Annotated in this window: 13 protein-coding genes; 10 read left to right on the plus strand and 3 right to left on the minus strand. The window is 40.7% G+C overall.

The features are described 5' to 3' along the window. Positions 1-401 precede the first annotated feature (401 nt). Positions 402-989: a TetR/AcrR family transcriptional regulator gene (locus ACXADT_RS08050; protein ID WP_474834126.1), complete on the plus strand. Its 588-nt coding sequence runs from the start codon at positions 402-404 to the stop codon at positions 987-989. A 72-nt stretch (positions 990-1,061) separates the two neighbouring features. Here ACXADT_RS08050 and cudC read toward each other — a convergent pair whose 3' ends face one another. Continuing rightward, positions 1,062-1,601, minus strand: coding sequence for a choline uptake/conversion transcriptional regulator CudC (gene cudC / locus ACXADT_RS08055; protein WP_474834128.1), 540 nt, complete (start codon positions 1,599-1,601; stop codon positions 1,062-1,064). Between the two features lie 286 nt (positions 1,602-1,887). Between cudC and betB the strand changes: the two genes are divergently transcribed. Then, complete coding sequence (gene betB, locus ACXADT_RS08060) at positions 1,888-3,360, plus strand: betaine-aldehyde dehydrogenase (protein ID WP_474834130.1); 1,473 nt, start codon at positions 1,888-1,890, stop codon at positions 3,358-3,360. A gap of 140 nt (positions 3,361-3,500) precedes the next feature. Next, positions 3,501-5,183: a choline dehydrogenase gene (betA, locus tag ACXADT_RS08065; protein ID WP_474834132.1), complete on the plus strand. Its 1,683-nt coding sequence runs from the start codon at positions 3,501-3,503 to the stop codon at positions 5,181-5,183. Positions 5,184-5,302: 119 nt separating this feature from the next. Here betA and ACXADT_RS08070 read toward each other — a convergent pair whose 3' ends face one another. Beyond that, complete coding sequence (locus ACXADT_RS08070) at positions 5,303-7,831, minus strand: PIG-L family deacetylase (RefSeq protein WP_474834134.1); 2,529 nt, start codon at positions 7,829-7,831, stop codon at positions 5,303-5,305. A 346-nt stretch (positions 7,832-8,177) separates the two neighbouring features. Here ACXADT_RS08070 and ACXADT_RS08075 point away from each other — a divergent pair, with 346 nt between their 5' ends. From ACXADT_RS08075 to argH, 5 genes are read left to right on the plus strand one after another with little or no spacing between them, the layout of a single operon-like run. Then, positions 8,178-9,341, plus strand: a complete 1,164-nt coding sequence (locus ACXADT_RS08075) for an ROK family transcriptional regulator (RefSeq protein ID WP_474834136.1) — start codon at positions 8,178-8,180, stop codon at positions 9,339-9,341. Between the two features lie 18 nt (positions 9,342-9,359). Continuing rightward, a complete protein-coding gene (locus ACXADT_RS08080; RefSeq protein WP_474834138.1) occupies positions 9,360-10,442 on the plus strand; it encodes an extracellular solute-binding protein in 1,083 nt (360 codons plus the stop codon). A gap of 26 nt (positions 10,443-10,468) precedes the next feature. After that, complete coding sequence (locus tag ACXADT_RS08085; protein WP_270179789.1) at positions 10,469-11,548, plus strand: ABC transporter ATP-binding protein; 1,080 nt, start codon at positions 10,469-10,471, stop codon at positions 11,546-11,548. Between the two features lie 6 nt (positions 11,549-11,554). Further along, the gene (locus ACXADT_RS08090) at positions 11,555-13,240 is read left to right on the plus strand and encodes an ABC transporter permease (RefSeq protein WP_474834141.1); all 1,686 of its coding nucleotides are present in this window, start codon (positions 11,555-11,557) and stop codon (positions 13,238-13,240) included. A 16-nt stretch (positions 13,241-13,256) separates the two neighbouring features. Continuing rightward, positions 13,257-14,738 (plus strand): argininosuccinate lyase, encoded by a 1,482-nt coding sequence (gene argH, locus ACXADT_RS08095; protein WP_474834143.1) that lies wholly within the window; start codon positions 13,257-13,259, stop codon positions 14,736-14,738. Between the two features lie 106 nt (positions 14,739-14,844). On the opposite strand, the gene ACXADT_RS08100 is transcribed toward argH, so the two are convergent. Then, a complete protein-coding gene (locus ACXADT_RS08100; RefSeq protein WP_474834145.1) occupies positions 14,845-15,114 on the minus strand; it encodes a hypothetical protein in 270 nt (89 codons plus the stop codon). 142 nt (positions 15,115-15,256) lie between these two features. Here ACXADT_RS08100 and ACXADT_RS08105 point away from each other — a divergent pair, with 142 nt between their 5' ends. Both ACXADT_RS08105 and ACXADT_RS08110 read left to right on the plus strand, forming a co-directional pair. Beyond that, entirely contained in the window at positions 15,257-15,412 is a 156-nt protein-coding gene (locus ACXADT_RS08105; protein ID WP_270179776.1) for a DUF1540 domain-containing protein, read from the plus strand. 128 nt (positions 15,413-15,540) lie between these two features. After that, positions 15,541-16,044, plus strand: a complete 504-nt coding sequence (locus ACXADT_RS08110) for a hypothetical protein (RefSeq protein WP_474834146.1) — start codon at positions 15,541-15,543, stop codon at positions 16,042-16,044. The last annotated feature ends 62 nt before the right edge of the window (positions 16,045-16,106 follow it).

Here is a 16,106-nt window from a genome sequence, read left to right on the forward strand (position 1 = left end):
ATATCATCACCCCTCGAAATAGTTTTAATTTAAAACCTTTTTCAGGCGTATCTCTGCAATAAGACACTTTCTTCCTTCATGATGCAATTTTTATAAAACAACGGTTTCATTTCATACTTTGTTAACTCGTTACTACGGAATCCTTATCAAATCAAGAGGACAACGAGTTTCATACTTTTTAAGTAACGCTCCACTCCTTTTTGTACAAAAAATTAAGTATGTTAAATATTTTCTTAACGCAATTAATTGTAAATGCTACAGGAAGAGATTTTTTTTGTCAAACCGGTGTCTGAGTAATCTGCAATGTGCCTTCGTTATTCCAGTCGCACCCGTTTTTACGCTAGAGAGGAAATGTAGTATGGTATGAATGATGCTTGGACAAAAAGCAAGGAGTGGTTAACATGTCATCTACCCCAATGGTTGAAAAAATAGAAAAAGCAGCTTTGCCGCTGTTTGCTAGAAATGGATTTGAAGGAACGTCTTTAACGAAAATCGCACAATGTGTTGGAATAAAGAAGCCATCTTTATACGCCCATTTCGATAGCAAAGAAGATCTCTTTCTCGGAATGCTTCAAAAAGTAAATAGAGACTATCGCCTTTTTCTAAAAGAAAGAGTTGAGAAGTTCAGGAACATGACAACAGAGCAGCAACTGTATTATTTGTTGAAAGATAACTCTGCTTATCTTAAGAATGAAGATCTTGGTCTATTATTTAAGAGATTCATGCTTTTCCCTTCGCTAAAAGTAAATGATACCTACAATGAACAGTTTATCGAATCAGAAAAAGCCTTAACGGAAGTATTAATGGAGATTGTTAAAGAGGGGAAGCGGAAAGGAGATATTCGAGCGAAGGAAGATCAAGTGATCGATGCTTATTTATGTTTACTTGATGGTAGCTTAGAGCAGCTATTCTATTATTCAGAAGTTGAGTATGAAGAGCGTTTGAAAAATGTATGGCGCATATTTTGGAATGGAATCAAGCATGAATGATAGGAGTGAATTTCTATTCCAATAAAAAAGGTAGCCTATAGCTCATTGCTATAGGCTACCTTTTCTTGATCGTTAATCTTGTGGATCTTTCGGTAAGAATTCGAATATTTGCCCGCTTCGAATGCTTTCAACTAAATCCTCCAACCAACGATAGTAGGTCTTCGATTCTTCTAGTTGATCATAGTATGATTTTGCTTCTGCAACGATTTCTGGAGTGCTGCTTGAATCTTTGATGACTTCGATGAATTCTTCTTGTGCTTCTTCGATGGCTTCCATATTCATTTTCGCTTCGCGTTCCCACATCTGACAATAAAATGCCATAAAAGAGCGGAAGAAATTCTTCTCTGCTACGTATGTATGTTTCCTCGAGCCGCGTGTGAATGTTTTTTTTACCATCTTAATTTCTTGTAGTCTCCGAACGCTCGTACTCATGCTTGGTTTGCTCATGCCGAGTTCTGTTCGCATTTCATCAAGAGTCATCTGATCTTTAAAATACATCGTTGCGTATAAATTGGCCGCAGCTGGTGTTACCCCGTACAAATCCATTGTCTCCGCTATCGTGCCAATAACTTTATCTTTGGCTTCTTCTAGTCTTTCAATAGATTCACTCATAAAATAGGTCGCTCCTTTATAGAAAAGTAAATCGAGTTAAAAAGTTATTGAATTTTATTTATGAACTAATTGTTGACGTGTTCACATTAAATGTCAAACACAAGATGTTAAAAAATGAATAGAGATAGTGAGGATAGTACTCATTATACCCATCATAGAGAGGCTTGAATCTTTGGTTATCTACTTAAGAATTTATTTTGACACCAAAAATAAGACGTGTTAACGTTAATTATGTTAAATAAATTTTTAATATAATTAATTTACTTCGAAATTGGAGTTGATAGATATGGATCTTAAACTACAACAATACATAAATGGAAAATGGGTCGGTGCGAACTCTGGAAAATTACGTTCGATCATTAACCCATTTAACCAGGAAGAGATCGCTGTTGTTCCAGAAGGAAATGAGTCCGATGCAAAAGCTGCGATCGCTGCTGCAAGAGAAGCTTTTGATAACGGCGAATGGTCTACGACACCAGCGACTGAACGAGGAGCGATCGTTAGAAGAATTGCTGAGCTCATTGAAAGAGACAAAGAGGAGTTAGCTCACTTAGAAACGTTGGATACAGGTAAAACAGTCGAAGAAAGCCGCGGAGACATGGATGATATCGCAGGGGTGTTCCGTTATTTTGCGGAACTTGCGGATAAAGACGGTGGAGAGCTCATCGATTCTCCTGTCCCGAATTCCATCAGTAAAGTTGTGCGTGAACCAGTAGGAGTTTGCGGGCAAATTACACCGTGGAATTATCCTCTTCTTCAAGCATCTTGGAAACTAGCTCCAGCACTTGCGACAGGGAATACGTTGATCATTAAGCCAAGTGAGATTACACCACTCACTCATATCAAAGTATTTGAACTAATTGAAGAAGCTGGAGTGCCTGCTGGTGTTGCTAACCTTGTTCTTGGTTCAGGTCACACAGTAGGTGCAGAGCTTTCTATCAATGAAGATGTTGATCTTATCTCCTTCACCGGTGGTATTGCGACAGGGAAAAAGATTATGCAATCTGCGAGCACAAATGTGAAGAAGCTCGCACTCGAGCTTGGCGGAAAGAACCCAAACGTGATCTTTGCAGATGCTGATTTTGATCTAGCAGTCGATCAAGCTCTTAACGGAGTATTCTTCCATGCAGGACAAATTTGTTCAGCTGGTACAAGACTGATTGTAGAAGAAAGCATTCACGATAAATTTGTTAATGCGCTTGTAGAGCGAGTGAAGAAGTTCAAGCTTGGAAGCGGATTTGACGAAGATACGCAGATGGGTCCTCTTATTTCTGCAGAGCATCTTGCGAAAGTAGAAAAGTATGTAGAAGCAGGAATTCAAGAAGGTGCAAAAGTAGAAGTAGGCGGCAAACGTCCTGAAGACCCTGAATTGCAAAACGGTTTCTTCTATTTGCCTACGATCTTAACTGAATGCACAACAGATATGAAAGTGGTGCAGGAAGAAGGATTTGGTCCTGTCATCACAGTTGAGAAATTCCGTACAGAAGAAGATGCGATCAAGCTATCGAACGATTCCATTTACGGCCTTGCTGGAGGCGTCTTTACAAACGATATTGCGAAAGCTGAACGCTGTGCTGCGAAAATGCGTATGGGTACAGTTTGGATCAATGAATTCAACCTCTATTTCCCTCACGCACCGTGGGGTGGATTCAAGCAATCTGGTATCGGACGTGAACTTGGAAAGCTTGGTTTAGAGGAATATACAGAAACAAAGCATATCTTCCAAAACCTGAAGCCAGAAACGATCAACTGGTTCTAAGATACCGATTATTAATTAACCAAAGCCGACGATTCGGCTAACCATACAACATACCAAACTAGTAAATACATGTAATAGGTGAGGGAGTAGACGTTAGTTCTACTACCTCTCCTATTTTCAACATCAAGGAGGAACAGAATATGATGGAATCATATGATTACGTAGTCGTAGGCGGTGGTAGTGCAGGTTCTGTACTCGGTAACCGTCTAAGTGAAGATGGAAAGAAAAGCGTGCTTGTATTAGAAGCTGGGCGAAGTGACTATTCTTGGGACCTTTTAATTCAAATGCCAGCAGCTCTTCCTTTCCCATCTGGAAAAGACCTATATGATTGGCAATACGAAACAGACCCAGAACCTTACATGAAGGGGCGCAACATCCCACATGCACGAGGAAAAGTACTTGGAGGATCTAGTTCCATCAACGGAATGATCTACCAACGAGGAAACCCAATGGACTATGAACGTTGGGGTGCTGACGAAGGTATGGATAGCTGGAACTTCGCACACTGCCTTCCATATTTCAAACGCTTGGAAAATGCGCTAGCATCTCCAGACGATGAGCTTCGTGGTCACGATGGACCGATTAAACTAGAGCGTGGACCTGCAAAAAATCCACTATTCCAAGCATTTTTTAATGCAGGTGTAGAAGCTGGTTATTCACGTACTCCAGATGTGAACGGTTTCCGTCAGGAAGGATTTGGACCGTTTGATAAGCATGTCTACAAAGGTCAACGTCTATCTGCTTCACGTGCGTATCTACACCCATTCATGGACCGTGAAAACTTGACGGTTCGTACACGTGCTTTTGTAACGGGCATTGATTTTGATGGGAAACGTGCGACAGGGTTAACGTACCGTCGCAACGGACAAACGCATCAAGTCAAAGCTGGTGAAGTTATTCTTTCAGGTGGTGCGATCGCGACGCCGCAAATGCTTCAACTAAATGGAATCGGTGACGCTAAACACCTTCGTTCTCTTGGAATCGATCCGATTGTAGATCTTCCAGGTGTTGGTGAAAATCTTCAGGATCACCTAGAAGTTTATGTGCAGCACACATGTCCAGAACCAGTTTCTGAACAGCCTAACTTAAGCAAAGCGCGTATGCCATGGATCGGTTTGCAGTGGATGCTTAACCGTACAGGCCCAGCCGCAACAAACCACTTTGAAGGTGGAGGATTCGTCCGTTCAAATGAGGATGTTGAGTACCCGAACTTGATGTTCCACTTCCTGCCTGTAGCGGTACGTTACGATGGTCAAAAAGCAGAAACGAAACACGGCTTCCAAGTTCACATCGGACCGATGTACTCTGACGCTCGTGGTTCACTAAAAATTCGCTCGAAAGATCCGAAAGAGCATCCAAGCATGGTTTACAACTACCTTTCCACTGAACAGGACAAGCGTGAGTGGGTAGAGGCAATTCGCGTTACTCGTAACATCATGTCTCAACCTGCTATGCAAAAATACAATGGTGGCGAAATTTCCCCAGGACCTTCTGTGCAAACAGATGAGGAGATTCTTGAATGGGTAAGAGAAGATGCTGAGACGGCACTTCACCCATCATGTACGTGTAAGATGGGACCTAAGACAGACCCAATGGCTGTTGTGGACCCAGAAACAATGAAGGTACACGGTGTAGAAGGCCTTCGCGTAGTCGATGCCTCTGCAATGCCATATGTAACAAACGGAAATATCCACGCACCTGTACTCATGCTGGCAGAAAAGGCTGCTGATCTTATTCTTGGACGTAAGCCACTGGAACCAATTGATGCTGACTTCTATCGTCATGGTGTACATCCAGCTGATGCAGGAACAGTAACTGAGTAATAAGATAGAGAACCAGTATTTTTTCACTGAATATAAAAACACCTTCAAAGCATGATATACAACTTTGAAGGTGTTTTTTTATACTTATTACCATTTAAACATTGAAGGGTTAGCCTATATTATTCTTCATAGTAAGGATAGCTTACCAAGTTAGTAAAAATGCGATACCCACCAGGAACTTGGTTCTGAATCTGACGGTACCAAACTAAGTTCGTATAGATGTAAGTACCTTCTCCATAATCAGCCTTCAAGATCCCGCCTTCGAATGGCTCTTCACCTGGATCCGCAACGCTTACGTATGTTTCAAACTCCTCTGACCAATTCATCGGGAAATAAAGTCCTCGTTCTTGTACCCAGTTATCCCAATCAGATTGATTGATTTTATTTGGATAATTAAAAATCGTTGCTTCAGGTTTTAATACGTTAATCGGAGCGTCTTCATCTGTAACGCGCCACTCGATGGAAGGTTGTCCGATTTCGAGCTCATATGGAGCGGTTGTGTTCGTGTCCCAGTTATCCCATGGTTTATTGTATTGTACTACAAGGTGACCACCATTGTTCACATATTCCAATAACCGCTCATTATGCTGCACCAAATCTTCTCTTGAAAGATACGCTCTTATGCCAGTGACGATCGTATCATATTGAGAGAGGTCTCCTGAAGCTAAATCTTGCTCGGTTAATTGTGTAATATCCATGCCAACGTTAGATAATTGATCGGCTACTTTATCAAACCCACTATCTACATAACCGATTTTGAGATTCGCTGGGTATTCAAGTGGGAATGCTACGCCGCTCACAGACGCATCGGATACATAATAATTTGTCCCGATGTGGTCGTACTTGATCATTTGGACGTTTTTACTGATCGTTTCGTTTCCGACTTCGGCTTTAGGCACGATCTTAAATTCGCCTTCTTCAACAGTATCTGAAGGGGTTAGTGTAAACGAAATGGTTTTTGCCTGTTCATCTGATGCAAAGGAAACAGACTGTATTTCAGGCTCAGATGTCCATCCTTCAGGTAATTGAAGTCCGACGTCTGTTTCTAAAGCTCCTTCTACAAACTTCTCGATGTCTATATCCATTGTTACGTTTTCATCTATGTCTTTGGTGTTTATAACTAAATTCTCAGGAGATGGTTTGACGGATACTTCTGGTAGCAAAGCAACTCGTTTTTCTGGTGTAAAGGTTTTTGTAGCGGATTTCCCTTTTGTTTTAAAGCTGATATTGGCTTTAATTGCGCTTTGTGCGTACGCCTCATAATAGTCTGTTGATGTTGCTTTGACGTTGAAGTCAAACGTTAGTTGATCTCCAGGTGCTAACGATGAAGAGTGGTGCTTCCCCTTTACTATCCAGTCTTCAGGAGTGGAAAGAGAAGCCGATAGGCGTTTGATTTTAGATGAACCATTATTTGCAATCGAAACACTTACGTTTGTTGTATCGTCCGGAGTTAACTGCGGATCAACAACCTCAACATCGACTTGTAGCTGTGCTGCGGTAAACATCGTGTTTGTTAGTTGTTCTTCCTTTACTAGAAGTTTATGGTGTAGTGTGTTTCTTAAATCATCAGATAGCTTCTTGTCTTTCTCGATCTTCTTGATAAGCTTTTGGAGTTGATTGTAAGCTTTTTCTGATCGAGAAAGAACTTTTTTATGGTTCGGATACGCACTTTTTACTTGTTCGAGATCCTTTTGAAGGTGAATAAGTTTTTGTTTGTACTTATTACCGCTTTTCGAAAGAACCCTGGCGTATTCTGCGAAATCGTAAGGGATGTTTTCGAAGATGCTATCTTCATGTTCTGGTATATCGCTAACAGTTGATTTAACGAGCTGTAAATCTACAGTTTCTGGTCCATCTCCAACATCTCTTCCCATGCCTTGTGATTCATGTAAGTAACGCGCTTTTTCGCCAAGCTGTGGGTAGGTCATGTCATAATGTTCGTCGTAAATACCGATCTGGATAGAGGTAGTGGTTTGGGCTTCTGTTTCAGCAGGGAGGTAGAGTTTCTTGATTTGCCAAGTGGTTAGTCCATTTTCAAGCTGCTCGGGGAAAATGGAAGGATTTGCTGCATCTTCGAAAGCTTTTTGAGTAAGTAACGTCATGGCGCGGTGATGACCATGCTGGCTGTCTACGTTACGGAATGAGGGCATGATGATATCGGGTTTAAAGGTACGGATATACTGAATGAGGCGTTCATACGTCTCCGTTTCTCCCCACTTGTTCAATGTTTCTTCGGGTGTTTTGGAGAAACCGAAGTCTTTGATGCTATCTTCGAAGTCTTCGTTTAAGAAGAAGGTTTCAATGCCAAGGACTTTGGAGGAAGCTTGTAATTCGTTTGTTCGGATAATACCGAGTGCGTCCCCGAGCTCGCTACCGATTTCATTTTGACCGCCTTGACCACGAGTAGATAGGAGAAAGGACGTATCTACACCTTGTCCACGTGATAAATAAGCAAGGAAATGACTTCTCTCATCATCAGGATGAGCCCCTGTATTCATGAAGCTTGCTGTTGTTGTTAAAGGTACAACAGATTCCCATAGAGCTAAATCGTTGTTAGACGACTCTTTTGCAAAACTTAGGGTAGAACTTGTACCAAAGGCAGACATGATTAAAATCAACGATAAAAATACTTTCCCCAGGTTCTTCAAATAAATCCTCCTTCATCTCTAAGTGAAATTAGTTAGTAATGCAACGTAACTAACTTAAAACCATTATAGGCAGACTTATCCAATAATTGGAACCTACTTTCGTACTGTTTGGATAGTTCGATAGTAATGATTTAACAAAATAAATAAAATTTTCTAAATTTAAACCAAAATAAAGAATATTGAAGCATAAATGAGCATCTTTACTCTCTATGAACGAGAATGCTAATAAACAGTATTTTACATTTTTACTTGTGCGCTTTATAAAAGAAAGTAATCGTTAGTAAGTTTTGTTAACTAACTAAAGACCGTACTGCCATTTTTATCATTAATAAAGGAGTACACATCTATGCAAAAGAGCGATGCCGCATCTATCAAAAATACGAATAAGCAACTCGTGTTGAAATGTATTCGGGACTTTGAGCCGATTTCTCGTTCACAAATATCAAAAAGGCTTCAAATTAGTAAACCATCAGTATCAATGATTGTCGAACAGCTGTTGCAAGAGGGATGGATTGAGGAAAAAGGGCCAGGCGAATCAACGATTAGCGGTGGCCGCAAACCTGTTCATCTTGTTTTTAATCCTCGAGCTGCCTACGTGATCGGGGTTGATATAGGCGGCACAAAAGTAGCCGCTGGAGTAACATGTTTAAATGGAGAGGTTCACGCGTATCGAGAATTTTCAACAAACGAACATCTTAAAAAGGGTTTGTTTGATCGCTTGCAAAAAGAGGTAGCGAGTATGCTCCATGATCTCGATTTAAGTAATCAAGATATTCTTGGGATGGGGATTGGGGTGCCCGGTGTAACCAATGTAGAACATGGCATCGTGTTAGACGCTCCAAGTTTGAATTGGAAACGTTATCCCGTTCGAAAAATAGCAAGTGAATACTTCCCTTATCCGGTTTATGTTGAAAATGATGTGAATACAAGTGTTCTTGGTGAAAAGTGGCTTGGTGCTGGTAAGGCACTTCAAAATATTATTTTCATTGCTGTAGGAACTGGGATAGGCAGCGGCATGATTCTTAATGGCAAGCTGTTTCGAGGCAGTAATTACAGTGCAGGGGAGATGGGATACATAGTAACAGATTATCAAAGTGCTAAGAGCTATCATCCAACTTATGAAGGTTATGGGTTTCTTGAGAGCGTTGCAAGTGGTTCATCGATCGGAAATAAGTTATCAGAAATAAAGAACACACGACTAACGGCAAAAGAAGCCTTTATGAGTTGGAGAAAAGGGGATGAGGATGCGAAAGAAGTAATTGAAAACGCCATCGAACATTTAGGATATGGTATTGCAAATTATGTGTCTTTATTCGATCCAGATCTCGTTATTTTAGGAGGTGGTGTTAGCGAGTCATTCGAGGACTATAAGCATTCGTTAATTGAAATTGTGGAGCATTTCACACCACAGAGCTGCAAAATTGTACCGTCCACGTTTGGAAAGGAAGCCGGCATTGTTGGGGCAGCGGCATTATTCCTTGAAGAACATAATTCGATCATTCAATTATAAGAAGGGAGAAGTGAGTTTATGAAACGTCAATTTCGACGGATGATGTTCGTAACAATGGTTGGCCTTATCTTATCAGGCTGTATGGCAGGGAATGAACAAGCAAGTGGAGATGGAGATAGCTCTGGTAATGAAGGGGATTTAGAGGATAAGGTCGTTGTTTATTCCCCGCACGGAAAGGATATTTTAAGCGAATTTGAGAAGCAGTTTGAAGCGGAATACGATGTTGATATGGAGTTTCTCGATCTTGGCTCACAAGAGATATTAGACAGAGTTCGTTCAGAAAAAAATAATACGCAAGCTGACATTTGGTGGGGTGCTCCCCAAGTGATGTTTGATGAAGCTAAATCAGATGAGCTTTTGCAGAAATATGAGCCAAGCTATGCAGACGCATTAGATGCTATGTATCATGACGAAGATTGGTATTGGTCAGGGACTTCTCAAACCCCTGAAGTCATTCTTTACAACAACAAAGAAATCTCTGAAGAAGATGCGCCAAAGGACTGGGATGACCTCGTAGATCCTAAATGGGAAGATGAACTGATCATTCGTTATCCACTTGCTTCTGGAACGATGCGTACGATTTACTCCTCGATGATCTATAGGGATTATAAAGAAACTGAAAGCCCGGATGCTGGGTATGAGTGGCTCCAGAAATTAGATGAGAACACGAAAGAATATGCAGCGAACCCTGAGATCATGTACAACCAGGTCGCAAAAGGTGTAGGGAATCTTTCTGTTTGGAATATGCCGGATACCGTTATGTTAGCTGAAGAAAAGGGCTATCCGTTTAGCTATGTAATTCCTGAGAGTGGAACACCAGTCTTAACAGAAGGAATTGCGATTGTCGATGGAGCACCACATCCAGAGGCAGCGAAAGCTTTTTATGAGTTTGTAAATTCAGAAGAAGCAGCTAAGCTACTAGCCGAAAAATACTATAGAATTCCAACTAGAAATGATATTAATGACCTACCAAGTTGGATCGAGGAAACTGAAATCAATGCGATGGAAATCGACTGGGAAGTTTTCCAAGAAAAGTCTGATGAGTGGATGGAACACTGGGACAACAACATTAAAAACAGTGAGAAGCAAAAAGAAGAATAGATCTCCAGAAAGAGGAGTTGTTGGTCATGACAGCAGTAACTTTATCTAAGATTACAAAACAATTTGGCGATATCACTGCCGTTAAAGAGTTGGATATCACGATTAAAGAAGGGGAGTTCTTTACTTTCCTTGGGCCAAGTGGATGTGGTAAAACAACAACCCTTAGGATGATCGCAGGATTTTATTACCCTTCAGCTGGAAAGGTAAAATTCGATGATCGAGATATGACGACAGTGTCACCTGAAAAAAGAAATACGGGCATGGTTTTTCAAAACTATGCCCTTTTTCCTCATATGACAGTTTTTGAAAATGTAGCCTTCGGATTGAAAGTAAGAAAAGTGAACAAAAGTGAAGTGAAAAGAAGAGTAGAAGATGTATTAGAGAAAGTGCGCTTGAAGCCTTTTATTGATCGTCAGGTTAGTCAGTTAAGTGGAGGTCAGCAACAGCGGGTGGCTTTAGCAAGGGCACTAGTCATTGAACCAGATATCTTATTACTTGATGAGCCATTAAGTAACCTTGATGCGAGGTTACGAGATGAAATGAGAAATGAAATTCTCCGCTTGCAGCGTGAGTATGGAATCACCACTATTTATGTAACACATGACCAAGTTGAAGCACTCACGATGAGTGACCGAATCGCGGTATTCAACGTTGGAAATTGCCAACAGATTGGGACGCCAACAGAAATTTATAATCAGCCGGTAAATGATTTTGTTGCAGAGTTTATTGGAGAAACGAATTTGTTTGCAGTGACCAAACGTGACGAAGGCTTTTTTTGTGAGGAATTAAACCTTCTTGTTCATACGGATGCTCCCAGTGAGGATGAATCGTTAAAGAATCAAACGTTAAAAATGTCCGTTCGCCCCGAAGCGATCACCTTATCAAAAACAAATATAGAAGAAGTGAATGCACTAAAGGGAAAAGTAGATCTTGTTCAATTCACAGGAGAATCCGTTCATAGTTTCATAAAAGTCAATGAAGGTCGCGCCACATTGAAAGTGACTGATTTGAACCGGGGTCCGAGCACCTATCTACAAGAAGGATCTGATGTTTATGTTCAACTTCCTCCCGAACAGGTTCGAATCGTTCCAGTGGCAAAGGAGTGATGTAGGATGTTAAATGCAGAGAGAAGAAAAACAATCCTTCTACTAATCCCGATTATACTAGTTCTTGTGGGCTACGTCTTATACCCAACGATCGAAACGTTTATTGAGAGCTTTAGAAAGAATGGCTCCTTTACCCTACAAAACTATGTAGATTTCTTTGGCCCAAAAGCACAGGCTAATTTAGAAGCGTTATGGAATTCGGTTTACATATCCTTGTTATCAGTTTTGCTAAGCGCATGTATAGGAGTACCGCTTGCTTTTATTTTTACACGATATAATTTTCCTGGACGCTCCTTTTTCTCAGGGATTGCTATCATGCCGATTGTCTTGCCTTCACTTGTCGGTGTTATGGCATTTATGTGGTTGTACGGAGAGGCGGGCATTATACCAGTAGCCCTTCAAGACTTACTGAATTTAGAAGAAGTTCCGTTTAGCATTGGTGGTGTGACAGGTATTCTACTGGTTCACGCCTATACGATGTACCCATATTTTTATATGACGGTATCGTCCGCACTTAACAATGTAGATCCGTCACTTGAAGAGTCAGCAGCCAATCTTGGGTCAGGACGTCTTGGAGTGTTTTGGAAAGTAACGTTTCCGCTATTAACACCTGCATTAGTTGCTGCATCTCTCCTTGTGTTCATGGTTTCGATGGCTTCCTTTAGTGCACCGTTTTTACTTGCTGGTGGCTACCGAGTGCTAAGTCTTCAAATCTACTTCTCAAAAATTAATGGAGATCTAGAAATGGCCGCAACGCAATCTGTTATTCTCTCAGCTGTTTCGATTACTTTCCTCTTATTTATGAGGTGGTTCCAAAATCGAAGAGACTATCGGATGGGATCAAAAGGGATAGGTGCACACCGAAGCGAGGTAAATAACCCTCTTCTAAAATGGGTGATGGTGTCCCTTGGCGTCGTAGCGATGATCGTCCTATTATTACCACATGCAGTTTTAGCGATCTTATCCTTTGTACCAGAAGGATCCTGGACGTGGCAGAAGTATCCGTCCACTTTCAATCTAGAAAACTATCGTTTGTTATTCGAGGATCCAAATATTTGGGACCCGGTGCGGAATAGTTTGATTATGGCTTTCTTTGCTTGTTTAGGCTGTTTTGTGTTCGGTATCATCACTTCCTATGCCCTTGTGAAAAGAAAATTCTTCGGTAAGAACTTACTTGATATTCTAGTTATGCTTCCTTGGGCATTACCAGCAACCGTTGTTGGAATGAATCTTATTTTAGCGTTCAACAGTAAGTCGATTTTCTCTTTTGGTCAAGTACTAGTTGGGACGTTCTGGATTTTACCACTTGCATACTTTATACGGTTTATCCCGCTTGTCGTGAGGTCAACAAATGCTGTACTTGAGCAAATGGATGATTCGATTGAAGAAGCGGCACAGAACCTTGGGGCGAGATGGCTCTATACGTTCCGAAGAGTCGTGTTACCAATAATCATGCCGGGGGTTTTAAGTGGAACGTTACTTGCCTTCGTACAGGCGGTAGGCGAATTCCCAACCTCGGTCTTACTCTATACGTTAGATAACAGACCTATATCAATCGAGATTATGAACCAGCTAAGGATGTTTAACCTTGGACAAGCGGCAGCTTATGGCATGATTCAGGTTGGGCTTATCGCGATCGTAATGATTATTTCGTATAAATTCTTTGGAGTTAAATCTGAAAATACGCTCTAGCAAACGGGGTGAAAACGTGAATAAGCGAAAGATAGATTTTGAATTAGAGGATGGAGACTGTTTTCCTGGCAAAACATACGTAGACGAGCTGCTAAAACCTGTTTTCAAAGATCAGCGCGACTACTTGTTTGATGCGATGTTTATGATTCATCGTGCTCATACAATAATGCTGAAAGAACAACAGATTATTTCAGTTGTTGAAGCAAAGAAGATCTTAGACGGGATCAATCAAGTTGCAAGTATGGAAAGAAAATTACTGAACTATATGCCAGAGTATGAAGACCTTTTCTTTCTCGTAGAAGCAGAAATAGCGAAGTTAATAGGACACGATTTGGCTGGGAAAATGCATATTGCTAGAAGTCGAAATGACATGGGTGAAGCCATGTATCGGATCGTACTACGTGATCATATACTTGAACTTTTGGATAATGTACAAAAACTAGGGCAATCGCTTGTTCCGCAAGCAAAAGACCACGTCCATACAATCATGCCGGCCCACACTCACACTCAGCCTGCTCAACCTACAACATTCGGTCATTATTTACTAGCGATTTCGGATAATCTTTCAAGAGACGTTGATCGTTTATGGCAAGCTTACTATACAGTGAACCGTTCACCGATGGGGGCAGCTGCCATTACGACAACTGGATTTCCTATCAGTCGTGAACGCATGGTGGAGCTTTTGGGATTTAATGACATGATGGAGAATTCTTATGACGCGATTGGAACTGGAGATTATTTGCTTGAAACAGCTCTTACGTTAGTAAGCGTCATGACGAACATAGGAAGATGGATTCAAGAACTTCTTCGTATGGCATCCAATGAAGTAGGCCTACTCAAAGTTTCTGATGCATATGTGCAAGTAAGTAGCATTATGCCGCAGAAGAGAAATCCAGTATCCTTGGAACATTCAAGAGCTCTTGCTAGTAGCGCAGTCGGCGAAGGATTAAGCGTGGTTCAAATGATTCATAACACGCCATATGGCGATATCGTGGATACTGAAGATGATCTCCAGCCACATCTTTATAATGGCTTTCATAAAGCTAATCGTGTGATAAAACTCCTCACAGCGGTTATGACAACAATGAAATTCGATAAAGAGCGCGCATTACAGCAAGCAAAAACAAATATGATCACGATTACCGAGTTAGCCGACGTCTTAGCAAGAGATTATGACGTGCCTTTCCGAAAAGCTCATCAGCTATCAAGCTTCGTAAGTAAAAAAGCAACAGAGGTAAATAAGGAGTTATATGAAGTGACCACTGATGAAGTGAATGAGTGGATAGGTGACGTAAAACTTTCTGAAGAAGACTGGAAAAACATTTGCGATCCAAAAACCTTCGTTGAACGAAGGAGCGTTACAGGGGGGCCGAACCCTGAGGTAGTAGGAAGCATGGTAAAGGATCGCAAAGTGAAATGGGGAAATGTAGAAGAAATGGTGGAGAAGTTTTCTACTAAAGTAGAATTTGTGAAAGAGAAGTTGAGGAATGGGGAATAAAGATAACCTTGAGATAGTTTGACAAAATTCTTAAAAAAAGACCTCACCATATGCTTTTGAAGACATGGATGAGGTCTTTTAAATTTGGCACCCAGCCAGCACTCATTTAGCTTTCGTTCGTAACGCATTTTTCTTTAATAATAGCAGGCACCTTCTTCTCATTCTTAAACAGTAAGAAGTGAGCAGTTGCAACTTTTTCTTCTACGTAATCGATTGAAAATGAGCCAGAGGGGTCCGTTAGGTTTCCGATTGCACGCGACAGAAGATCGATCACTTGATTCGAATGGGAGCAATCTTGTGAACTTCCTTCTTTATTCATTTCTTCCATAATGTCGTAGGCTAAATGTTGAATGCGATTCAATCGTGCGAGGTCCATTCCGCATTCCTCCTCTTCAATTTAATTACCGATAATGATTATATGTAGAAAAACAGGGTATATGAAAAGTAGTTACACCTTATCGTTATGTATGAATTTCCATTGGAAAGTTAATTCTAATAACAAAAAGAGGTGATTTTTGATGGCACAAGATGTTCTTTGCGAAGTAAGTAACTGTGTGTATAACAGAGGCGGAGAGACTTGTACGGCGGATAAGATTTTTGTTGTTAGTCACAAAGGGAATAAGGCTCGTGATAGTGAAGAAACGGATTGTAAAACATTTGAACCGAACATGTAAGTTTGGAGAGGCAGCCAGTGGCTGTCTCTTTTTTATTAGAGGCTAGGTTTTTACGATACTCAATTGACGTTGATAATCATTATCAACTATAATGGTGGTAGGTTAACATAGAAATGGAGTTGAGTTAAATGATTCAAGCAGATAGTTGGAGACAAGAGCTTCAAATGTTTGTGGATCAAGTCGTAAAGCGTGTTTATGCATTACCGAAACATCAGAGAAGTCTATTGACTACTCTTGAATTCATTGAAGCAGAGCAATCTTCACTAAATCGAGATCTCTTTCCTTCTCAGGGATGTTATTACATAAAGTTAGCGCAAATCATGGATCACCTTATTCAAGGATTAAACGAAGCAAAAGATAAAGAAGCGTGGTTTTGTGAGTTTTGGCGTGGGTTTGATGAGATTCAAGGCACGGAATTCAGCCTAAATTCCGTCATCGTTCATCAGACGGATAAAGAATTAACCGTTCAGAAATATGTCGTTGATCTACTTGAAGACCAGGTGAACCAGTTCCAGCAAAACGTTATTGAATGTTCGAAGCACATGTTTAAACGATTCCCAGATATCATTGAAATAATCGTACTTACAACTGGAAAGAAAAAAATCCTTTTGCCTGAACCGACATCTATTTAAGTTCCTATTCTCCCTCACTCATGTAAGGGGGATTTTTTTTATGTAATTTAAGTTTTTTTTAT

The sequence above is a fragment of the Anaerobacillus sp. ABR4_321 genome (assembly GCF_056158505.1).